The organism is Streptomyces sp. NPDC048419, from assembly GCF_043200415.1.
Taxonomy (GTDB): Bacteria; Actinomycetota; Actinomycetes; order Streptomycetales; family Streptomycetaceae; genus Streptomyces.
On sequence record NZ_JBICXT010000039.1, the window covers coordinates 33,323 to 53,545 of the forward strand.

At 69.1% G+C, this 20,223-nt stretch carries 20 protein-coding genes and 3 pseudogenes; 17 read left to right on the top strand and 6 right to left on the bottom strand.

Annotated elements, in window-relative coordinates:
- Positions 1 to 83: 83 nt before the first annotated feature.
- The 6 genes from ACGFYN_RS43095 to ACGFYN_RS43120 all read left to right on the top strand — a co-directional run bounded on the left by ACGFYN_RS43095 (position 84) and on the right by ACGFYN_RS43120 (position 8,320).
- Positions 84 to 659, top strand: a complete 576-nt coding sequence (locus ACGFYN_RS43095) for a hypothetical protein (protein ID WP_393871481.1) — start codon at positions 84 to 86, stop codon at positions 657 to 659.
- A 119-nt stretch (positions 660 to 778) separates the two neighbouring features.
- Positions 779 to 1,297, top strand: coding sequence for a hypothetical protein (locus ACGFYN_RS43100; protein WP_393871482.1), 519 nt, complete (start codon positions 779 to 781; stop codon positions 1,295 to 1,297).
- 99 nt (positions 1,298 to 1,396) lie between these two features.
- Entirely contained in the window at positions 1,397 to 1,993 is a 597-nt protein-coding gene (locus ACGFYN_RS43105; protein WP_393871483.1) for a plastocyanin/azurin family copper-binding protein, read from the top strand.
- Between the two features lie 545 nt (positions 1,994 to 2,538).
- The gene (locus ACGFYN_RS43110) at positions 2,539 to 4,173 is read left to right on the top strand and encodes an SWIM zinc finger domain-containing protein (protein WP_393871484.1); all 1,635 of its coding nucleotides are present in this window, start codon (positions 2,539 to 2,541) and stop codon (positions 4,171 to 4,173) included.
- Positions 4,174 to 4,562: 389 nt separating this feature from the next.
- A complete protein-coding gene (locus tag ACGFYN_RS43115; RefSeq protein ID WP_393871485.1) occupies positions 4,563 to 7,754 on the top strand; it encodes a tetratricopeptide repeat protein in 3,192 nt (1,063 codons plus the stop codon).
- Positions 7,755 to 8,104: 350 nt separating this feature from the next.
- Entirely contained in the window at positions 8,105 to 8,320 is a 216-nt protein-coding gene (locus tag ACGFYN_RS43120) for a hypothetical protein (protein ID WP_393871486.1), read from the top strand.
- 720 nt (positions 8,321 to 9,040) lie between these two features.
- Here ACGFYN_RS43120 and ACGFYN_RS43125 read toward each other — a convergent pair.
- Positions 9,041 to 9,256 carry a DUF3761 domain-containing protein gene (locus ACGFYN_RS43125; protein ID WP_393871498.1) on the bottom strand — a complete coding sequence of 72 codons (216 nt, stop codon included), beginning with the start codon at positions 9,254 to 9,256 and terminating at the stop codon, positions 9,041 to 9,043.
- Here ACGFYN_RS43125 and ACGFYN_RS43130 point away from each other — a divergent pair.
- Together ACGFYN_RS43130 and ACGFYN_RS43135 are read left to right on the top strand one after the other, a co-directional pair.
- On the top strand, positions 9,150 to 9,593 hold the full coding sequence (locus tag ACGFYN_RS43130; RefSeq protein ID WP_393871500.1) for a hypothetical protein: 444 nt from the start codon (positions 9,150 to 9,152) through the stop codon (positions 9,591 to 9,593). The genes ACGFYN_RS43125 and ACGFYN_RS43130 overlap by 107 nt on opposite strands.
- 86 nt (positions 9,594 to 9,679) lie before the next feature.
- A pseudogene (locus ACGFYN_RS43135) lies at positions 9,680 to 10,070 on the top strand (transposase family protein); the annotation flags it as partial.
- 57 nt (positions 10,071 to 10,127) lie between these two features.
- Here ACGFYN_RS43135 and ACGFYN_RS43140 read toward each other — a convergent pair.
- On the bottom strand, positions 10,128 to 10,556 hold the full coding sequence (locus ACGFYN_RS43140; protein ID WP_393871487.1) for a hypothetical protein: 429 nt from the start codon (positions 10,554 to 10,556) through the stop codon (positions 10,128 to 10,130).
- Here ACGFYN_RS43140 and ACGFYN_RS43145 point away from each other — a divergent pair.
- Positions 10,544 to 10,915, top strand: a complete 372-nt coding sequence (locus ACGFYN_RS43145; RefSeq protein WP_393871499.1) for a restriction endonuclease — start codon at positions 10,544 to 10,546, stop codon at positions 10,913 to 10,915. The genes ACGFYN_RS43140 and ACGFYN_RS43145 overlap by 13 nt on opposite strands.
- A gap of 52 nt (positions 10,916 to 10,967) precedes the next feature.
- Here ACGFYN_RS43145 and ACGFYN_RS43150 read toward each other — a convergent pair whose 3' ends face one another.
- Positions 10,968 to 11,816: a helix-turn-helix transcriptional regulator gene (locus ACGFYN_RS43150; protein ID WP_393871488.1), complete on the bottom strand. Its 849-nt coding sequence runs from the start codon at positions 11,814 to 11,816 to the stop codon at positions 10,968 to 10,970.
- A gap of 140 nt (positions 11,817 to 11,956) precedes the next feature.
- Between ACGFYN_RS43150 and ACGFYN_RS43155 the strand changes: the two genes are divergently transcribed.
- The 3 genes and pseudogenes from ACGFYN_RS43155 to ACGFYN_RS43165 all read left to right on the top strand — a co-directional run.
- Positions 11,957 to 12,223, top strand: coding sequence for an Atu4866 domain-containing protein (locus ACGFYN_RS43155; protein ID WP_393871489.1), 267 nt, complete (start codon positions 11,957 to 11,959; stop codon positions 12,221 to 12,223).
- Positions 12,224 to 12,345: 122 nt separating this feature from the next.
- Complete coding sequence (locus ACGFYN_RS43160; RefSeq protein WP_393871490.1) at positions 12,346 to 13,104, top strand: SDR family NAD(P)-dependent oxidoreductase; 759 nt, start codon at positions 12,346 to 12,348, stop codon at positions 13,102 to 13,104.
- A 78-nt stretch (positions 13,105 to 13,182) separates the two neighbouring features.
- Positions 13,183 to 13,388: pseudogene (locus tag ACGFYN_RS43165) on the top strand (SDR family NAD(P)-dependent oxidoreductase); the annotation flags it as partial.
- 327 nt (positions 13,389 to 13,715) lie between these two features.
- Here ACGFYN_RS43165 and ACGFYN_RS43170 read toward each other — a convergent pair.
- On the bottom strand, positions 13,716 to 14,249 hold the full coding sequence (locus tag ACGFYN_RS43170) for a TerD family protein (RefSeq protein ID WP_393871491.1): 534 nt from the start codon (positions 14,247 to 14,249) through the stop codon (positions 13,716 to 13,718).
- A 149-nt stretch (positions 14,250 to 14,398) separates the two neighbouring features.
- On the opposite strand from ACGFYN_RS43170, the pseudogene ACGFYN_RS43175 reads away from it, so the two are divergent.
- The 3 genes and pseudogenes from ACGFYN_RS43175 to ACGFYN_RS43185 form a co-directional block, all read left to right on the top strand.
- Positions 14,399 to 14,824 (top strand): annotated as a pseudogene (locus tag ACGFYN_RS43175) (RNA-guided endonuclease TnpB family protein); the annotation flags it as partial.
- A gap of 962 nt (positions 14,825 to 15,786) precedes the next feature.
- A complete protein-coding gene (locus tag ACGFYN_RS43180; RefSeq protein ID WP_393871492.1) occupies positions 15,787 to 15,993 on the top strand; it encodes a hypothetical protein in 207 nt (68 codons plus the stop codon).
- On the top strand, positions 15,990 to 16,373 hold the full coding sequence (locus ACGFYN_RS43185) for a hypothetical protein (protein ID WP_393871493.1): 384 nt from the start codon (positions 15,990 to 15,992) through the stop codon (positions 16,371 to 16,373). The genes ACGFYN_RS43180 and ACGFYN_RS43185 overlap by 4 nt, the downstream gene beginning before the upstream one ends.
- Before the next feature lie 208 nt (positions 16,374 to 16,581).
- On the opposite strand, the gene ACGFYN_RS43190 is transcribed toward ACGFYN_RS43185, so the two are convergent.
- Positions 16,582 to 17,433 (bottom strand): class I SAM-dependent methyltransferase, encoded by an 852-nt coding sequence (locus ACGFYN_RS43190; RefSeq protein ID WP_393871494.1) that lies wholly within the window; start codon positions 17,431 to 17,433, stop codon positions 16,582 to 16,584.
- A 433-nt stretch (positions 17,434 to 17,866) separates the two neighbouring features.
- Here ACGFYN_RS43190 and ACGFYN_RS43195 point away from each other — a divergent pair, with 433 nt between their 5' ends.
- Entirely contained in the window at positions 17,867 to 18,064 is a 198-nt protein-coding gene (locus tag ACGFYN_RS43195; RefSeq protein ID WP_393871495.1) for a hypothetical protein, read from the top strand.
- Between the two features lie 215 nt (positions 18,065 to 18,279).
- Complete coding sequence (locus ACGFYN_RS43200; protein WP_393871496.1) at positions 18,280 to 18,747, top strand: ricin-type beta-trefoil lectin domain protein; 468 nt, start codon at positions 18,280 to 18,282, stop codon at positions 18,745 to 18,747.
- A gap of 270 nt (positions 18,748 to 19,017) precedes the next feature.
- On the opposite strand, the gene ACGFYN_RS43205 is transcribed toward ACGFYN_RS43200, so the two are convergent.
- A complete protein-coding gene (locus tag ACGFYN_RS43205; RefSeq protein ID WP_393871497.1) occupies positions 19,018 to 19,872 on the bottom strand; it encodes an alpha/beta hydrolase in 855 nt (284 codons plus the stop codon).
- Positions 19,873 to 20,223: the final 351 nt, after the last annotated feature.

The window sequence follows — 20,223 nt, forward strand, 5'->3', positions numbered from 1 at the left end:
TGCAACGAGGAGCCGGGCGCCGACCTGCAAGGGTCTTCACCAAGACCGGTACGTACGAGTACTACTGCGCGGTCCACCCGGACATGACGGCGTCCGTCACCGTGGTCGCCGACGACAGCGGCGGCAGCACGGGCGGTTCCAGCGGCGGCTCCGCGGGCGGCTCGACCGGAGGGTCCGCCGGCGGCACCACGGGCGGCAGCACGGGCGGCTCGACCAGCGGTTCCACCGGCGGGTCGACCAGTGGGTCGACCAGTGGGGGCGACAGCACCGGCGGCACCAGCGGCGGGGACGACGGCGGTGACGAGCAGTGCGTCAGCGTTCAGCAGGTCCTGCTGCCGATCCTGCAGCACATCGACAAGGCGCACCTGGAGGAGTCCCCGGGCCAGCAGGTCCAAGACGCGCTCCAGCTCGACAGCTACATCAAGATGCACAACGTCTGGCTGGAGTCGATCCTCACCTCCGCGGTGAACGGCGCCGGCAGCGTCTCCGACGACACCCTCAGCGTGCTGCTCCAGCACATCAACTCCGCGCACCTTCAGGAGTCGCTGGGCCAGCAGGTCACGGACATCCTCAACCCCGAGGCCTACGTGAAGATGCACACCGTCTGGGCCGAGCATCTGCTCGCCCCCACCGAGGACTACGTCACCAACTCCTCCTGAACCAGACCCGGCCCGCTGCCCTCAGAGGACACGGCGGGCCGGCCGAGTCACCTTCGGCCGGCCCACCGCCCGCCTCATTCTCCCCGCCCGTCAATTCGTTCGCCCACCGAGGTGCCGAGATGACCACCGAAACACCTCCCACCGCCACCCTGCCCACGCCCCGCCCGGGCCCCGAATGGCTGCCCGAGCTCGGCTCGTACAGCGCCGCCGCGCCCGACCACTGCATCACCGAACTCACCGGTCACCTGGGCCCGCTGCCCATCCTGCGCCACCGTCTCACCCCCCTCGACGCCACCCTCACCGTCACGCCCGCCGCCGAGGACTGCGTACTGAGCCTGGAGCTGGGCGGCCGACTTCTGCGCGGCAAATCGCTCACCTTCGTCAGCACGGCCATCACGGCCAAGGACGACGGCGCCCGCCTGCGCGTGGCCGGTGAACTCGCCCTGGGCGACGCCCCCGTCCAATCAACGTTCTCGCTCCGCGTCGTGGACCGCACCGCCGACCGGCTGCTCGTGCTCGGCACCCTCGGTGTGCACTACCGCGCCCTGCGCCGCACGACCGGCTTCACCCTGCCTCGCACCCGCCCCGCAGCCCGCATCCGGCTGCTCGTCGCCGCGGAGTTCACATGCCCCGCCTGACCGTCCCGCGCGCCCTGCTTGCCACCTTGTTCGTGGCCGGCTCCGCCGCCCGTCCTGCCCGCGCCCCCGGCCCAGGCGGCCACCACCCACCAAGCCCTCATGTCGGGCTACGCGTTCAGCCCCCGCGTCCTGACGATCAACGCCGGGGACACCGTCACCTGGACCAACCAGGACCAAGCACCCCACGACGTGAAGACCACCTCAGGCCCCGCGTCGATCCACTCCCCGATGCTCGACAAGGGTGGCACCTGGAGCCACACCTTCGCGACCGCCGAGACGTACGGCTACGTCTGCACCGTGCACCCGAACATGACGGCCCAGCTTGTCGTCGAACCTGCCGCCGCCCCCACCAACACCGCCCACCAGCACCCGACATCCGCCGCGCCCGCGACCCGACCCGCCCCGGCAAAGCCTCCGTCCATGCGCATGAGCCCCACCGCCAAAGCCGCCGCGCCCGCAGCGTCGAAGAAGGACGACCAGTCCCCCTCCCCCACGGCCACCACCTCCACCTCCGCCGCACCTCGGGCGGCACAACCCGCGTTGGACACCCGGAACGCCGCCTCCGCCACCCGCCCCCTCAACCCGCTCCTTCTCCTCACCGGCGTCATCGCGGGTGTGGCGGTCCTGTGCCTGCTGCTGGTCGGCTCCCGCTCGGCCGCCTTCCCATCCCGGAACGACGAACCAACCACGGATTGACCACGCCCCGGTGCTCGGTGGCCGCGCCGCCCCGGGTGTGGCATCTCGACCTGGGCAGTCACTTCAAGTGGTCTTCACCGCCTGCCATCGCGTCGAAGAATTCCACGAGTTGGGCGATCAACCGACCGCTCGTCCGGTGACGACGCGGCGATCGCAGAGCCTCCGGGGTCGCCGGCGCGTCGTGCCGGTCCACCTCGTGGTCCGCGAGGTGAACCTCACTCCTGGCCATGGGAGAGGCAAAACCATCCACGCGCGCCTCCCCTCGGCGATGGCGATCGAAGGATCACCCGCGGGCCACTGAGATTGCGCTTGAAGGCGGCGGGCCTCGGCCGGCTAGCCGGGCCCCCTGACAGCCAAAGGCGACGCCGGTAACTGACTGCGGACAACCCAGGCAATGCTCAACGCCGGCACCGCCGGGTACCGGAATCGGTTTGAATGGAGGGGTGGCGCGGATTACGGACATCCAACTAAGTTTCGACGAGAGCGACTTGAGGGCCGCGGCGGGGCCGACGTCGTTCAGTCGCGGTGAGGATTACGCGGGTGCGGTGAGCGACCTGGACATCGGTGACGGCACGCTCCGCGCCACTGTGCCGGGTCGGGAGACGTACCACGTCGAGCTCGTCATCACGCGGCAGGCCGGGTTGACGGGGGCATGCGACTGCCCGTACGGAGCCGGCGGCCACTTCTGCAAACACTGCGTCGCGGTGGGCCTGGCGGCCCTGCGGCAGACCGCCCCGGCCGCCCCGGAGCCGTCCGCGGACGCGATCCCGGCACCGCCCCCCGGCGCCGTGCGGCCCGCTGATCAGGACTGGATCACGCCCTGGCTTCAGTCGCTGGACCGGGACGCCCTGTTCGCGCTGCTGGACGAGGAGGTAGCTGCCGACCCCCACCTGCGCGACCGCCTGCTGCTGCGGGCCGAGGTCGCGCGGGCCGACCGTACGCAGGTCCGTGACCGAGTCAAAGGGCTGCTCGATCCCGGGGCGTTGGCCCGCGGCGGGTACGCCGATCCCGACGAGGTCGACGCCTACGCCCGGCAGGTGACGCAGGCGGTATCGGTCCTGCGCACGTTGATGGCGGCGGGCCGGACCGCGGAGGCGGTCGATGGGGCCCGGTGGGCGCTGTGGCGGATGGGCGAGGTCTATGAACTGGCGGACGAGGCGGAGGAGCTTCTGGAACTTGACTCGCCCGTGCATGATCTCGCGGCGGTGCACCTGCGGGCATGCCGGGCGGCTTGCCCGGATCCGGAGCCGACAGCGCGCTGGCTCGTCGGGCACCTGCTGGGCCCCCTCGGGGAGGTGACACCAGCCGATCCGGTTGATTACCGCGACGTGCTCGGCCCGGCGGGCCTGGCCCGGGCGCTGGACCTGGCAGCCGAGGCATGGCGGAGCGAGCCCACCGACAAGGCGGTACGCCTGAGGGAACGGCTGCTGAAGGCGCGGGGCGACGTGGACGCACTGATCGCCGCCTACGCCGCCGATCTCGCCCCGGACGGCTCCACCCACCTGCGGATCGCGCGAGAACTGGACGAGGCAGGCCGCGCCGACGACGCCCTGGAGTGGGCCGAGCGCGGGCTCCAAGCCGCCGGGAAGCGACGCGACATGGACTACCAGCTGGTGGAATGGGTCTGCGCGCGCTACGGGCAGACCGGGCGGCTCGACGACGCCCTCACCGTGCGACGCGGCCGCTTCCGGTCCCACGCCTCCCTGGCCTCTTACCGGTCTCTGCGGTCAGCCGCGCGGGCCTGCGGCCGGTGGGAGGACGAGCGCGCGGCTGCACTGGAGCTATTGCGGGCAAGCGGCAGCCGGGGCGGCTTCGTCCCCGGGCTCGGGCATCCCGCCCGCATACTCGTCGACGTACTGCTCGACGAGGGCGAGGTCGACGCAGCCTGGGAGGCCGCCGCGGGACATGCCGACGACCGCCAACTGCTCAGCCTGGCCGACCGGATGAGGGACCACCGCCCGGCCGACGCGCTCGGCGTCTACCTGCGCCTACTGGGGCCGCTGAAGCAGTCGACCGGTGATCAGGCGTACCACGAGGTCGCCCGGCTGCTGCGCAGCATCCGCGAGTGCCACGAACGGCTCGGCAACCCCGAGCAATTCTCTCGCCACCTTGCGGCACTGCGTACCGAACTCAAGCGCAGGCCCAAGCTGATGAAGATCCTTGATAAGAACGGCCTGTGACACCGGACCCGTTCAGCCGATGCCGGTGACCTGCAGGGCGGTTGCCCAGCCGCCAGGTGCTCGCGGGGACAACACCTCGCCGATGCTCTGCCGAAGGACCGCGACACTACATCGGCTCTCCAACCCCGTTCGGGCGGTCCGCCATGCGATTGAGGCTTCGGACGAGTACGGCGGGCTCTCGAGCTCGGACTTGGCTTCTGACGGTTCGGCAGCCACGGGACTCGATCAACGCACGCTGAAGTACTCACCTGCGTGCGCGGAGCTCCGAGTGAAGCGGCATCATGGTCGGGACGGGGGTGGTGCCAGTGCCGGAGAAGAAGCCGTCGCGGCAGGACGTGAACAGGCGCCGACGGAGAAGCAGCTTCGTCGGTCGGCACGGCGAACTGGGTATGTTCCGCGACAACTTGTCGCGGGAGCCCGGGAACGAGGCCTTTGACTACCTCTTCCACGTCCACGGACAGGCAGGCGTCGGCAAGACGTCGCTGGTCCGGCAATGGGACCACGCGGCACGGGAGTTGGGCGCGGCGACCACCCGTCTCGACGACGATGTGCACAGCGTCGTCGAGGCGATGGAGGCGATCAGCGCGCAGCTCAGGCACCAGGGCGCGCCGTTGAAGGGGTTCGAGAAGCTGCTGGCCACCTATCAGCAGCGCCGTCACGAAGCCGAGGCGCCCCTGCCAGGAGGAGTCGACGGTGCGGGCGGTGGCGCGGGCTACGGGTCGGCGCCTGCGGCGTCACCGGCCGCAACGGTGGCGGCCCAGGCCGGACTGGCCGGGCTGGGGCTGCTGCCCGGGCTGGGCCCGATCGCTGGTGCGATGGATCCGCAGCAGCTGGCGCAGAGCGCCGACCGAGTGCGCGTCGCGCTCAGTGCCCGGCTGCGCAGCCACTCCGACATCCAGCTGGTGATGTCCCCGGTGAAGGTACTGACGCCGGTCTTTCTCGAGGACTTGGCCGAGGTGGCCGAACGTCGCCCATGGGTCGTGCTGTTCTTCGACGTGTACGAGCGGACCGCCCCGGTGCTGGACGAGTGGCTGCGAGACGTCCTGGTGGGCGAGGACTACCCAGGGCTCCCGATGAACGTCCTGGCGGTGCTCTGCGGCCAGGGGCGGCTCGACGCCCGCTGGTGGGGTGATCACCTGGACCTCGTGGCCGAGGTCCCGCTGGCAGTGTTCACCGAGGACGAGGCCCGGCAGCTGCTGGCCCGCCGCGGTGTGACCGACGAGGAGGTCGTCCGGGTCGTCCTCGAGCTGACGGGCCGGCTGCCGGTTCTGGTCGACATGCTCGCCCTGAGGGGGCCGCAGGACCCGGCTGAGGTCACCGATCCGTCCGAGACGGCGGTGGATCGCTTCTTGAGACGGGTGGAGGAGCCCGACCAGCAAGAAGCCGCCCTGGTCTGCGCGCTGCCGCTCCAGCTGGACGAGGACGTCTACCGCGCGGTCGTGCCCGCGGCGGCGGTCGATCACTACAACTGGCTGCGCAGCCTGCCTTTCGTCACGTATCAGGCGGGCCGCTGCCGCTACCACGACGTCGTGCGCGATCCGATGCTCCGCCTGCAGCGGACTCAGTCCCCCACGCGCTGGCAGCAGCAGCACACCCTCCTCGCCGACATCCACGGGCAGCGACGCCAGGCCGCGCAGGACACGCTGGCCCCAGGCGGGTTCTGGGACGACGCCGCCTGGCGGGAGCACCGGCTCAATGAGATCTATCACCGCCTGTGCGCCGGTTCCGGAGCCGCTCTGGCCGAGGCGCTCCACGATGTCGTACTCGCATGTGACCACGGCAGGGAGGTTCTTCGGCGCTGGACCCAGATGATCGCCCTCGCCGGCCGCGACTGTGCGGACGACAACCTCACGCGGTCGGGCGACAGGCTGACCGCCGCGTCCCAGCAGGACGCCACCGGCCTCGTCACCACACTGACCCTCCTCCTGGCCGCCCCGGCGCTCGGGAACACAGGCCGCGTGCTCGCGTACACCCTGCGGGGCCGCGAACATCGCAACGCGCGCCGCTACGCCGAGGCCCTGAGCGACTACGCGTCGGCGCTGGCCCTGGACGCCGGGTTCACCCGCGCGCTGTACGGCCATGGCGAGGCCAGCCGCCTTCTGGGGTACTACAACGAGGCGCTCGGCAGCCTCGCCCGGGCTGTTGAACTCGCACCCGACGATGCCTCGTACGTCGAAAGCCGCGGGCTGACCTACCAGGTGATGGGGCACTACGACGACGCCCTCGCCGACCACAACCGGGCCATCGAACTCGCCCCCGAGAACGCCTGGGCCTTCAGCAGCCGCGCCGAGACGTACCGTGCCATGCGCCGCTACGACGACGCCCTCGCCGACCACAACCGGGCCATCGAACTCGCCCCCGAGAACGCCTGGGCCTTCAGCAGCCGCGCCGAGACGTACCGCACCATGCGCCGCTACGACGACGCCCTCACCGACCACAACCGGGCCATCGAACTCGCCCCCGAGAACGCCTGGGCCTTCAGCAGCCGCGCCCAGACGTACCGCACCATGCGCCGCTACGACGACGCCCTCACCGACCACGACCGCGCCATCGGCCTCGAACCGGACAACGCCTGGTACGTCGTCGACCGCGCCGAGACGCTTAGGACGTCGGGGCGCCTCGTCGACTCCCTGGCCGACTACGACCGCGCTTTGATGCTCAAACCGGACTACGCCGACGCCATCTCACAGCGCGGGCGCATCCACCAGGCCATGGGGCAGCTCTCCCACGCCCTCGCCGACCACGACCGCGCCGTCGCCCTCGAACCGTACAAGGCCTGGCACCTCGCCAACCGCGCCGGGACCCACCACGAGATGGGCCGTTACGACGACGCTCTGGCCGACTACGACCGCGCCATCGGCATCAACCCGGACGAAGTCTCGGCCATCCTCGGGCGGGGCCGTGTCCATCGCAGTACACACCGCTACGGCGACGCCCTCGCCGACTACACCCGCGCCATCGAACTCATCCCGGACCAAGCCTTCCCCTTCGCTGTGCGTGCGCTCGCCCTGCGTGCCCTGGGCCGCTACGACGACGCCCTGCCCGACCACGACCGCGCCATCGAACTCGACCCCGACAGCGCCTGGATGACCGCAAACCGTGGCGACACCTACTGCGCCATGCGCCGCTACGGCGACGCCCTCGCCGACTACACCCGCGCCATCGAACTCGACCCGAACAACGCCTGGTACCGCTTCGACTACGGGATCGCCTTGCGCCTCCTGCACAGCCCGGAACACCGCGATCATCTGCGCGCAGCGGCGCAGATGTACTGCGCCGAGGCACCCGCGGACGGCCCAACCGCCGCGAACGTGAAGGGAAACCTCATGATCGTGCACTGCGCCGCACAGGAATGGGACAGGGCCTCCGAGGAACTGGAGCGCTTCCTGGCCTGCACCCCCACCCCTCGCCGTATACACGAATCACTGGACGATCTCTGCGGTCTCCAGACGTCCTTCCCCACGGACCTGATCCGGATCCAGCAACTGAGCCAGCGCCTAGAGGACGCGGCTCAGCAGGCACTGCTAAGGCACAGGACTACATGGGGAACCCGATCCCCACGAACGGCGAAGTACAGCTGAAGGCCCAACACTTCAGCACTGATGAACCCACATCTAAAGGCTCCCAACCGGGCGGACGTTGAGGTGTGCGGCGATGAAAATCCTTCGATGTTCCTGGGCAACGGACGAAGGGCCTCAGCCCGCGAAAACACTGTCCAACAAGGCCGCGTTGAGCGCCACCACGACCCAACTGGCAAGCCAAGCGCCGATCGTGATCGCACGCCGGTTGCCCCAGCGGCCCATGAGGGCTGGATCGCGGGTGAGCAGGACCAGGGGGCATCAGCGCAAAGGGGGCACCGAAAGAGTGGACGCTCCGTCAACGACAGTCTGCAGAAGCTGGGACGCGGCGCCGCGCCGGCTCGGATACCGGGATGAACGCTGTGCAGCAGTTGCTGAGTGAGCGCTGCGTGGCCGTGATGGACTCGACCATCGTCACGCGAGAGCTGCTCGGCGCCGGCCCGACTGCCCTGGGCGAGGCAAAGGAAATCGTGCTGTCCAGCCCGTCACGGCGTGTGGAACGGCAACGTCATCAACAGCTGGTGGAGGCGCTGCTCGACGCGGTCGACGAGCTGGCGGCCGAGGGTTGACCGGCCTGCCGGGTCAGGCCGTTGCGCTGGCATCCTGCCGGTCTTCAGCGCGGGCGAGAGGTAGCAGCCGGTGCCGGTCTCGATGATGTCGACGCCGAAGGCGAGCCGGTAGACGATCGCCGCACAGAGCCGGGGAGCGGTCAAGGTCCTCGACCACCCTCCGCAGGATGCGCTGGAAGCGAATCGTTGAACAGGAACCGTCCCCCGGGGGGCCAGGACCCTGCGCGCCTCGCTGTACGCGGCAGGATCGTCGGTACGAACATCACCCCGAAGGGGCACATGGCGAGGTCGAAGTCCTCGTCCTCGAGAGGCAGTTCCTAGGTGTCTGCCTGCCACCAGACGGCGCCGGCTCCTGTGGCGTTTCCGGCGGCGACCATCACCTCGCTGAGGTCGGTCATCCGCACCGACGCCGGCCATACGTCGGTGAGCAGGCCGGAGTCAACGTCCCTGCGCCGGCGGCGAGTTCCAGGATCATACGGGGCCGCAGCACTGCCGTCCGCGCAGCCTGGTCGGCGGCGAAGGGACGGACCGAGACCGGCACCAGGTGTCGCTCGTAGGCCTTGGGCATGGACCGTGTCCACCGCCGGTTGAGCGTCGAGGGCTCATCTCACAGACACCGGCCCCGCGGGAGCCCCGACGGCGAACCACCGGGGTCACCGCGACTTCGCGTTGGGCTGGCCGCCGCCCGGCGCCACGCGCAGGGCGGACGTCGCCGAGACTCTAGCGGTAGAAGACCGCTACGCCTCCGTGGTGCGAGCATGCGCCCTGATGATGGGCGGCGTACGAGTACGTGCCGTCATTGCAGAGAGCTGTCGCGCCGCTTCCGGCGTTGCTGGAACCGCCCGAAGAGCCTGAACTCCCGCTTCCGGACGACCCGCCGGATGAACCCCCACTGCCGCCCGAACCCGCGGCGGCCGCCTTCGCGGTGACGGTCACCTTCACCTTGACCGTCTTCGTCTTCGTTGCCGTCACCGTCGGCGCGGGGGCAGGCGTCGCGGTCTCGGTGGCCGTGGCCGTCGTCGTAACCGTGGCGGTCGGCTGCACACTGTGGGCCGCCGGTTTCGCATCGTTGCCATTGCCCTGGTCACCGGCACCTGCGCCGATTCCGATGCAGAAGGCGAGTCCCAGCGCGGGCAGCACGTACCGCTTCCGCGCCCATTTCGGGGCCGTTCTGACAGGTGGCTGTGGCGGCATCGTGTACGGGTTACTCATCTGTCCCCCAGAGGTCGTTGAAGCGTTGACCATAGCGTCAGTTGTGAAGAAAACGTGGTGACTTACGTGCATGAGTCACCTATTCGTGACCTTCGCAGGGCGTCTACTTCTGACGACTCATTACCAAGACCCGCTCCAGGTTCACCGGGACCGCTGCTCGCTCCCGAGCCGGTTTCCTACTCGGCCGATGCCTCTGACCGGATGTGGACCGTGGACGGCAAACGTGCAGGTCATCGTGGACGCCGAGACCCGCCTTGTCGTGGCGACGGCCCGGCCTGCGCCCGGCAACAGCGCGAATGCCAGAGCCAGGCGCGACTCTGGCCTGGCCGTCCCGCACCGCAAACGGCCCCGACGAGCACTACTGAACGGCGAAGAAGAGGACAACGCAACCCACCGCGCAGTCCGCGCACGCGTCGAGCACGTCTTCTCCCGCATGAAGAGCTACAAGATCCTCCGCACCCGCCGACAGCGCGGAGACGGCTTTCACCACGCGGTCCAAGCCGTCGCCCGCATGAACAAACTCGCCCTCGCCCCATGACCCGGCAAGCCATCCTGCCGCTCAAGACCGCATGATCACGGCCTTGTGCAACACCCTTTAGCCACCTGAGAGGGACTCCGCCCGGTGCAAGCGCCAACCGACGTAGAGGAGCACGAGCGCAAGAGCCACCTCGATGCCGAGCCCAGTGCCCACACCGAAGGCCTCGCTGAGCGAGAAGTGGTCGAAGTGCCGGACGTGGAAGGCGAAGTGCGTGGCGGCATAGATCAGGTAGCCGACGAGGGCCGACATGACGACCTTGCTGTCGAGCACGCAGGCGGCGAAGTAGAGCATGCCAGTCAACGCCAGTCCGAGGCCGCCAACATCGGAGACCAGGTGTTCGTTGTACGGGGGATCGAGGTTCACCGTCGGGAAGTCGTCGTAGAACGAGCGGGGGAAGACGTACTGCCACACCGAGACGACCGTCTGCAGCATGGCCAGGACGAGCAGTCCTCCGCGCAGCCAGTTCTTGATGGATCGAGGCTTCATACAGGGCAGACCAACGACCGGGGGTCTTTCGTGACACAGCGCCTCACCTCGGCGCCGTCGTCACCGCCACTGACCCCTTTGGCCGGCGCTGGGTCATCCGGTGCAAGCACCGCCGCCACGGCGACGCCGACGCCGCCGTCGGCACCTTGGACCTGCAGATCCTCAACGGCACCACCCGACCGATGCACGGCGCCGACATCGCCGTTCCGGTCGCCATCGGCCTCGTAACCACCCCCGCGCACGCCATCGCGGATCAACAGCGTCTACATCTGGTCGACCGGCGCCTCCTCGCCGCCTGGGCCACCGGCCCCCGCCCCTCCAGCGCCACCTGCGCACCACTCCCCCCGCGCCCACGGTGAATCGCCGTCCTTCCGCCCGGGCTGCCGCCCATCTTCATGTTCCGTCGCCTGATTAGCGGTGTGGTCGGGGGTCGTGCTGGCGCCGGGTGGCGTGGATGGAACCGAGCAGATTGAGGGATTGGGCGCTGGGGCTGCCTGGTTCGGCGTGGTAGATGACGAGTTGCTGGCCGGGCGCTTCGCGTACATCGAAAGCCTGATAGGTGAGAGTGAGGTGGCCGACGTCCGGGTGGAGGAGGTGTTTGGCGTCCTGGGTCTTGCCGCGCACGGTGTGGGCGTTCCAGAGGCGGGTGAAGTCCGCGCTCTCCTCAGTGAGGGTGCGCACGAGTTCGCGCAGCCGTGGGTTGTCCGGGTCGAATCCGGTTGCCTCGCGAAGGTTGGCGACGGTGGCTTGGGACGCCCGGTCCCAGTCCATGTAGAAGCTGCACCCCGCGGGGTCGAGGAAGGTCATGCGGGCCAAGTTGTCCGCCGGCTTGAACGGGGCGTAGAGGGCATCGGCCAGGGCGTTGAGGGCGAGGACGTCCAGGGTCCGGCTCATGACGAACGCTGGAGTGTTCGGGTAGCCGTCCATCAGCTGTCGCAGCGCCGGGCTGACCCGCTCGGCGGCGTGGGGGGAGGGCCGGTCGTTCGGTGCGGCCCCGGCCAGCCGGTACAAGTGCGCGCGGACGTCCGCGTCGAGGCGCAGCGCGCGGCTGAGCGCGTCGACCACCTGGGGTGAGGGATTGCGCTCGCGGCCTTGTTCCAGGCGGGTGTAGTAGTCGGCGTTCACTCCGGCCAGGACGGCGACCTCCTCGCGGCGCAGTCCGGCGACTCTGCGGGCCCCGTAGCTCGTCATGCCGACGTCCTCGGGCCGCAGGCCGGCGCGGCGTGTGCGCAGGAAGTCTCCCAGGTGGTTGTCGTCCATGTGTTCAGGCTAGGCGGCGGCGCGGTGTGCTGCCTGGGTGTGCCGCACCCAGGCAGCACGCGTCCTGGTTGATGGCCGCTGACCTGCCCAGACTCGGTGGAGCGGGAAGGACCGCACCGTTTCGAGGAGAGGAGTCCGCCATGGCCGGGATGGTTGAGGGCAAGCACGTCGACGTGGTCGGGATGTGGGTAAGCGCGGATGGTCACATCCGTCAGGAGCTGCTGCCGGACGGCCGCTACGACGAAGCCCGCGGTGAGCGGCGCAGCGCGTACACCGGCAGGTACACGGTGACCGGCAGCCACCTGGACTACGTCGACGACACCGGGTTCACCGCCACCGGCGACATCCGGGACGGAGTGCTCTATCACGAGCACCTCGTGCTCTACCGGGAGCGGAAGTCGTCGTAGAGGGGGCCGGGCCGCGGCCGCCCCGGTCACCGGGAAGCGAATCCGCCGTCGGCGGACCAAGAAGTCCCCGCCACAGCAGTCAGCCAATCAGCCGGCATCAACGAGAATCAAGGTCCATATCCATGACAGGACAACGCCTTGACGGCAAGGTCGCTCTGATCACTGGCGCGACCGGCGGCCTTGGCACAGCGACCGCCGAACTCTTCGCCCGCGAAGGCGCCCGGCTGGTGATCACCGATGTCGCCGAGAGCCCCCTGCGGGACCTGGAGCACCGGATCGGGGCACGCGGCGCGGAGGTCGTCGCTGCCCGCCTCGATGTCTCCTCTGCGCGGGAGTGGGACGAAGTGATCAACGGCGTACGCGACCGGTTCGGAACATTGGACGTGCTCGTGAACCTCGCCGGCATCCTGGACTGGCCAGGTATCGAGGACACGCGGGAAGAGGCCTGGGACCGCGTCATCGACGTGAACCAGAAAGGCACATGGCTCGGTATGAAGGCGGCGATGCCGCTCCTGCGTGCGAGCGGCAACGCGTCGGTGATCAATACGTCGTCGGTGCTCGGCCTGGTAGGAAGCGGTGCGGCTGCGGCCTACCAAGCGTCCAAGGGGGCCGTGCGCCTGTTGAGCAAGACCGCCGCGGTCGAGTACGCCCGGCAGGGAGTACGGATCAACTCGGTGCATCCCGGGGTGATCGCCACGCCGATGATCCAGGACCTCCTGGACGACCAGGGCGACCAGCAGCCGGACATCCAACGCACCCCGATGCGCCGAGCCGGCCGCGCCGACGAGATCGCACCCGCGATCCTCTTCCTGGCCTGCGACGACTCCTCGTTCGTCACCGGCTCGGAACTCGTGGTCGACGGCGGGCTCACCGCGCACTGAACAGCCCGGCCGCGCGCCGTCCACCACGGTCTGCCATGAGCGCCGCGCCACCGTGAGCGCGTCAACAAGCTGGCCCACCTGGCCCGTTCACCGCACCACTGCACACGGCTTCAAAAGGCATCCCAATCCGACGAGTTCGTTGGGAAGACCGCCCTCGTCACCGGAGCCCGCGCGGCGTAGGCAAGGAGACCGTGGCGCTCCTCCACGCTCGCGGCGCCCGCGTCGTCGCCGTCGACCTACGCCCCGACATCACGACTGTGCCAGCCGAGTTTCCCGGCGTACTCGCGAAATAGCCAAATCGCCGCCGTCCAGAACGGGCGGCTTCGGTCGTCCGACGCCGCGTTACGCACGCTCGGCCGGCAGGTCGGGACCAAGCGTCACCTGAGACTGCATTGTAGAGGGCACGTGTCGTCGGACGGGCTGGTGTGCTCGGGCGCGGATGGCTCGCGGGCCTCGTGCGACGCGGGCACGCCGGCACCGGCCGATGGGTCATCGGCCGAGTCTGCCGCCGGCGGCGGCGCATGGTCCGCAGCAGGCGGCACCTGGGTCGCGGGGTGCCGTCGACGCTTGCCCGCTCGGTGACTCGGCAGCGGGGCCGCGATGTCTCGACATCACTGCTGCCGGGTGCTGCCCATCTCCGCGGCAAACAGCACCGGGTCGGCGTCGAACCCCCGGACCATCGCGCGGAAGCGCCACGCTCCGGACGCATCTCTGCCGAACTCTGCCACCGTCGCCGCAGTCGCGTCGGCGACCTGCGCGAAATCGTCTACGAGCAGCTCCTTGTACCCCTCGACGACGACCACCCCGGCATTCGACAGGTCAGCAAACGTACGGGGACCGCCATCCTGGTGGATCGCCACTCCGACCACCACGCGCCCGTAAGCGGGCGACATCCGGTCGAACTCCAGCACCATCGCCTCGACGAACCCCAAGCCCATCCCGGTCTCGCTGTGCCGGCTCATGTTGATCGTGCCGTCCGGCGACCGGCTCTCGGTGTGGACGACGTACACGGGACGCCCATAGGGATCGTCCACCGAATAGGTCGCGGCGATGATGTCGAGATGCCGAGGCGGCTCCGCGTACGAACTCGGGTCCCACCGGAGCTTCACCTCGGCCCGGTCCAGCCCCCCGCCGATACTGCTCACCCTGCCACTCCCCGTCAGGCACCGCGAGACACCCCCGCAAGGCCAAGTATGTGCTGCGACCTGGCTCTTGATGCCTCCTTAGCTCGATTCTTCTTGAGGCGGGCCGAGTCGAGACCGGGGTATCGGCCCCAGCACCATGCGCGGCCGACATGCCCTGGGGCGGACGGCCCTCCGCTGCAGCGGCGATCGGCCGGCAAGTAATCCGCGACTTCGCCAAGTCCCGGGCCAAGGCGCGCGAGGACATATCAGCGCGTGTGCCGGTACGCCAGCGTGCCGGGATGCCGACCTTCAAGAAGAAGGGTGAGGCACAGCCTTGCCTGAACTAGACCCGGCGCGGGTTCCGTCCCAAGAACGGGCGGCTGCATCTCCCCGGCGGGATCGTGGTGCGTCCGGTGCGGTCGCGCGAGATTCCAAAGGCGCCGTCCAGCGTGCGCGTGTACCGGGATGCGGTCGGTCACTGGTGGGGTTCCTTCGCCGTCGCGGTCGAGAGCGAGCACCTGCCCGCGACCGGTCGTGTGATCGGGATCGACTGGGGTGTCAGGGCGAACGCCACCACCACGAGCGACGAGCAAGAGCATGTGGACGCTGCCGATCCGCTCGCCGACCTTGGCGAACATCCGCGCCACCTGCTCGCCGGAGGAGACGTCGCCGCGGACGAGCGGGCGCCGGCTGCCCAGCGCCTCGATCTCCTTGGCCGCGCCGGCCAGCGGGTCGTCTCCTGGATCTCCGCCTCGACGAGGCTGGCGCCCTCTCGTGCCATGGCGAGGGCAATGGCCTTGGCGAGCCCCCGGCCACAAGAAGCCGCCAGTACCCAGCCTCAACTTCCAACTCCACCATCACCGCTGGCATGCTCGCTCCCCATTCGGCCGGTGCGGCTCGCTCCGATGTGAGTTCTCTGCTGTCCGAATGCCGAGGGCCCCTCCCACGCAGCCGCGCTGCATTCGCCCGCGGGTGCGACCCTCCGAGGCTGCCCCTCCACGACGACGGGCAGCTTGACCAGCACGCGGCCGATCGTCTTTCGCGAGGAGCACTTCGAGTCCGCCTGATCGATCCTCCAGCACGCACTGCGCCACGCCGAGTCCCGTACCCGGGAAACGTCGGGCGGCTGTGTCCCGCTCCCCGGTCGGCGTCCGGGCGCCGGGCCCTGGGTGACCAGTACCCCCGTGAGTCCGTGCCTCAGTCCGTGTCCCTGCTCCCCGGCGGTCACGGAATCGTGGGTCGGGCGGGCAGCGGCGAGGCGCTTGCGATGGGGAGGGAGGGTTGCGGCTGCCTTTCCCGTCCCTCGGATTGTGTGCGAGTGTCGTAACAGGTCTGGTGGGGCGGCAGGTTCGAGACGGATGGCCCCGGCACATGTTGGATAGCGTGCCGGCGGGCCGCCGCGGCGCCGCCGATCTCCTCCACCAGGCCGATCTCGACGGCCCTTCTCCCCGCTTCTGGGACGGCGGACACGGCGCCGCCCAGGTCGAGCACGGGAGGCGCGTCACAGCCTCCCCTCGTTAGGTACCGCACTCGGTACCGGCTGCGGTACTGTCTGGCTATGCCTGCACTCAATGTGGAATTCACCGAGGCTGAGATGGCGCGGCTGCGCGCGAGGGCGACGCTGGCCGGCCGGAGCCTGAAGCAGCACGTGCACGACGTCACGGTCGAAGAAGCCGACCGGCTCGCGTTCGTGGACGGGGCAGCCGCGGAAGCCGCCCGGGTGCTGCCCGGCATCGAAGCCCACTTCCCCGCGGGACAGCGGTGAGCCCGATCATCCGGGTCGATGTCGGCTGGGTCTTGCAGATCCAGTCGGCGATCTCCCCTCTGAACGTGCCCATCACGGACTGGGGAGCCCTCGGCTTCATGGCCGGCCGGCACCAGTTCGAGCGGGAGCGCGGTGTCCTGTACTACGAAGAAACCGCGGCCCGAGCCGCGACCTTCCTGCACACCTCGCTACTGCTGCGCCCCTTCGCCGACTACAACCTGGTCGTCGGGTGGGCCTGCGCCAGCCAGTACATGCAGGTCTCCGGCGAGCCGCTCCAGGTCAAGGATGACGACCTGTACGCGCTCGCCCAGGATGTCCGCTCGCAGGAGGCCGACCTGCGTACCGTCGCTCAGCGCCTGGAGTCCTGGCGCGCCGCGTGACACCGCGAACAGCAGCTCGTCCAACTGCGGCAGCATCTCGTTCACGGCGACGGATCGTCGACCACACCACCGTCTACCCTGGCGCTCTTCGGGCGGACTGCAGTGGTCGTAGGCGGTCAGTGCGCGCATGACTGGCCGGCTGCGCAGAGAGCTGGCTCCACTCATCAGGCCCCCTTGAAATCGATCATCGAGGGAACCGGGAGGCGCTCTACCGGCGGACCGCCGAGATCAGCCCGCCGGGCCGCTCCTCGCGCTGCGGCGGGGTGCTGATCGGGCGGCCGTAGGCGGCGGCGCGCTCGCGCAGGGTGTGGCTCTCGGCCTGCCAGCCGTGCCCGGCCAGCCAGCCCACCGGGTCGTCGGGCATCTCCGAGACCCACATGGACGCCGCCGATCCCGGCACGGCGTCCGCGCCGAAGCGCTCGATCACGCCGCGCGAGCCCAACGTCAACCCCATCCAACTGCCCGCCGCCGACTGCCTGCTGATCCGCGCCAGCAACAGCTCCACCGCGTCCTCGGGCAGATAGATCAGCAGCCCTTCGGCGATCCATACGGTCGGCGCGGCCGGGTCGTGCCCCGCGGCGGCCAGCGCGCCCGGCCAGTCCTCACGCAGATCCACCGCGACGGTGATCCGCTCGCAGCGCGCGACGGCCCGCTCCTGGCGCAGCACCGAAGCCTTGAAGTCCAGTGGCGCTGCGGTGTCGACCTCGAACAGCCGGGTGCCCTCGGGCCAGTTGATCCGGAAGGCCCTGCTGTCCATGCCTGCGCCGAGCAGCACGACCTGCCGGACCCCGCACTCGGAGGCCTGCTGCAACAGGTCGTCGAGGAACTTCGTTCTGATGACGATGGAGAACGACACGGCCAGCCAGCGGCGTCGGGCGGCCTCGTCATCGGGCAGAGGCGGCGAGGAGGGCCACAGGCCGCCGGCGGCGGCGAAGGCCTGTGCCAGCGGGTCGCGGAACAGCGCGTTCTCCCGCTCGCTCTCCAACGCCCGTACTCGGGCCACCCCCACTGCCGTGGCCCACACTCCCGACGGCTGCACCCGCTCCTGCTCATCAGTCACCGCGCCAGCCTAGATGATCGATTCCAAGAGGGCTTGATGAGTGGAGCCAGTTTCAGGCGCGGCCAGCGCCGGTCATGCGCGCACTGATCGACGACAACCACTGAAACCACTGCCAGACGAAGATCAACGGTCGCCCCGTCTACGCGACCACACGACGTGGACCCGGGCCGACAACGGGAGTGGTTTGTCGACGACTTCGGACGTCACCTCGCGGTACGCCCCGTGATCAACGTCGACAAGTGCGGGAGCCACAACGGCCGTTGCCGAGCCTGCGCGGAACACGGTCCGCCGATCGCGGCGATCGTAGGGAGATGTGCCGACTCCCGGGCGAAGGCCTTGGCTGCGGGCGAGGCGCACGGTGAGACTGACAGCCGGCCTCGGGCTCCGGGACGGGTCCAGCGGCCGAACCCCACCTGACCGTAAAGGAGTTCAGATGGATCTGCGCAAGCGCGCTCTGGCCGTCACCTTCGTGGCCACCGCGGCCTTCACTGCCCTTGGACCGCAGGCCATGGCCGCACCCATGCCGTGGGAGACCAGCACGACGCCCACAGCTGTCACCCACCACACCTCCGCGATGGCCGGCGAGAGAGGGGCGGTCACTGTGCTGTGCGGGGCTCCCTGCTACGAGTAGGCGGCCCCCCCCTTCCGGCGTCATGCCTGCTTCGACGTGAGGGTGACGCCCAAAGTCACACACATCCGGTATTCGCGCGAACGTGCGACGCCCAGCCGCACGCCGAAACGACGTGAGTCACGTACATAGCCAGCCGGTGCCGGCTCAGAGGAGAGCCGGACGACGATTGAAAGGCATCCATCATGCCCACTTTCGGAACAAGAATCAGACGCGCCATGGCGGTCGTCGGGTCGGCCGTGGTCCTCGCCATGCCGCTGACTCTGGCCACGGCTGGAACGGCCACCTCTGCTGAGACCGCAGCGACCAGCCTCGATCGGTTCGCGAACTACCACGAAAAGGAGTGCATCGAGGAGAACTACTACTACAACCTGTGGTCCCAGCCCTGCGGGATCGGCTATTCCGGCCAGTACTGGCGGTGGACCGGCACCACCAACACCTCCTCGACACTCCAGAACTACACATGGGGCCACTGCCTCGACAGCAACACGGCCGGCGACGTCTACACCATCGGGTGCAACGGTGGCAACAACCAACTGTGGCAAGTCATCCAACCCGCTCCGGCAAGCGCCGTCATGCTCCGGAACACCGCCACCCGCCTCTGCCTCTACCAAACCCCCGGCGGCCTCTACCGGACGACGGTGTGCGACCGCAATGACCCATATCAGCGGTGGACCATCGGCTGAGCGATCTGAACCTCGCCGGGGGACGACGCCATACGGCTCGGGTGCCATGGAAACGCCTTCCCGATGCCCGAGCCGTTGCGTCAGGCGCACCCGGTCTTGTCGTGGCAGTGCTGTCGCGGGATACCTGCGGCGCCTCGTGCGGGCGGTACGGTCTGTGGCTGTGGCCACCTTGAATTCGTTCGCGACCGTTCTGGTCGCGGCCCGAACGTCTTGTGGGCCCCGATCCGGCGCAGCTGCCCTCTACGAAGTCGCCTCGCCTCAGTCCACCGGTCAGTCCGCGTGATCCTCCGATCGCCACAGCCAGCGGAGGGCATCAGGAAGCAGGACACCGCCGTGGTTGGGGCTGTGGCCGCCATCGCCCAGGACAAGACGGAAGTCGTAGCCGGCCTCCGCGAGCGCGGCCGCGATGCGCAGGTTGTTGGCGAGCCAGTTGGCCTCGGGCTCGTTCCAGCGCAGGTCACGATGGCCCGCTTGCATGAAGATGCGCAGCGGCTTGCGAGGGACACGGGGGATGAGTTCGGGGTATGGGTTGCCGCCTGGTATCTGCGTGAAACTGGACAAGTACCCGACCACCCGGCGGAATTTGTCCGGGCGCAGCCACGCCGCGGTGAAGGAGCAGTTCCCACCACTACTGCCACCACAGATGCCCCACCGCTCGGGATCCTCGGAAATCGAGTAGCGCTTCGTGACCTCAGGAATGATCTCTGTCAGGAGAAAGCTGACGTACCGATCGTCGTAGGCGTCGTACTCGGTATTACGGTTCTTCGGATCCTCAGCGTCCGGGAAGACACCCGGGTCGACGAACACGCCGATGATGACCGGGACGTCACCGCGGTGGACGAGATTGTCCAGAACGATCGCGCCGCGGACCTCCCCTTCAGGGTCCAGATACCACCATCCGTCCTGGAACACCATCAGCGACGCCGGCTCCGAGGGGTCATATCGCGCGGGCACATGCACCCAGAACTTCCGTGACGTTCCCGGGTAGATCGCGCTGTCGCTCCAGTCGAACTCGATGGTCTCGCCGGCCGGTACGCCTGACTGCACGGCGGAATCGGGGCCATGGGCATACCGCACGTCTGACTGTTGAACCGGAAGCGGCTGGTAGGGCACCTCGATCGACACGGGGCTCAACCTAGGAGAGATCACGACCGGCCTCAACGGGGTTTATGACTGCCACCGATGCTTGGAAGCCTGCCTGCTGCAGCCTGGACACACCGACGAACAGGGGACAGCGGTGATCGCGCGCGTGGCCGTGTGACTCCCCCACCCCGTAAACGGGGTTGCTGCTCGTTACGCTGGGGTGGCGTCGCGACGGACCAGCCCGGCCTGTAGAACGTGAGCCGTTTTCTGCTGTGCCTGTTCCCGCGGCCCGCACGACGCTAGTGTCCTGCGCCAGTAGTTGATCGTTAGTAGGTGTGTGACTTCTGCTGCTGGTGCGTCAGTTCCCCGTCGGGGCCCGAAGCTGGAACCGTT

Excerpts from the sequence above, each read along its gene's own strand:
- ACGFYN_RS43095 (WP_393871481.1), top strand. The coding sequence starts at position 84 with ATGACGGCGTCCGTCACCGTGGTCGCCGACGACAGCGGCGGCAGCACG.
- ACGFYN_RS43100 (WP_393871482.1), top strand. The coding sequence starts at position 779 with ATGACCACCGAAACACCTCCCACCGCCACCCTGCCCACGCCCCGCCCG.
- ACGFYN_RS43105 (WP_393871483.1), top strand. The coding sequence starts at position 1,397 with ATGTCGGGCTACGCGTTCAGCCCCCGCGTCCTGACGATCAACGCCGGG.
- ACGFYN_RS43115 (WP_393871485.1), top strand. The coding sequence starts at position 4,563 with ATGTTCCGCGACAACTTGTCGCGGGAGCCCGGGAACGAGGCCTTTGAC.
- ACGFYN_RS43120 (WP_393871486.1), top strand. The coding sequence starts at position 8,105 with ATGAACGCTGTGCAGCAGTTGCTGAGTGAGCGCTGCGTGGCCGTGATG.
- ACGFYN_RS43140 (WP_393871487.1), bottom strand. The coding sequence starts at position 10,556 with ATGAAGCCTCGATCCATCAAGAACTGGCTGCGCGGAGGACTGCTCGTC.
- ACGFYN_RS43150 (WP_393871488.1), bottom strand. The coding sequence starts at position 11,816 with ATGGACGACAACCACCTGGGAGACTTCCTGCGCACACGCCGCGCCGGC.
- ACGFYN_RS43155 (WP_393871489.1), top strand. The coding sequence starts at position 11,957 with ATGGCCGGGATGGTTGAGGGCAAGCACGTCGACGTGGTCGGGATGTGG.
- ACGFYN_RS43160 (WP_393871490.1), top strand. The coding sequence starts at position 12,346 with ATGACAGGACAACGCCTTGACGGCAAGGTCGCTCTGATCACTGGCGCG.
- ACGFYN_RS43180 (WP_393871492.1), top strand. The coding sequence starts at position 15,787 with ATGCCTGCACTCAATGTGGAATTCACCGAGGCTGAGATGGCGCGGCTG.
- ACGFYN_RS43195 (WP_393871495.1), top strand. The coding sequence starts at position 17,867 with ATGGATCTGCGCAAGCGCGCTCTGGCCGTCACCTTCGTGGCCACCGCG.
- ACGFYN_RS43200 (WP_393871496.1), top strand. The coding sequence starts at position 18,280 with ATGGCGGTCGTCGGGTCGGCCGTGGTCCTCGCCATGCCGCTGACTCTG.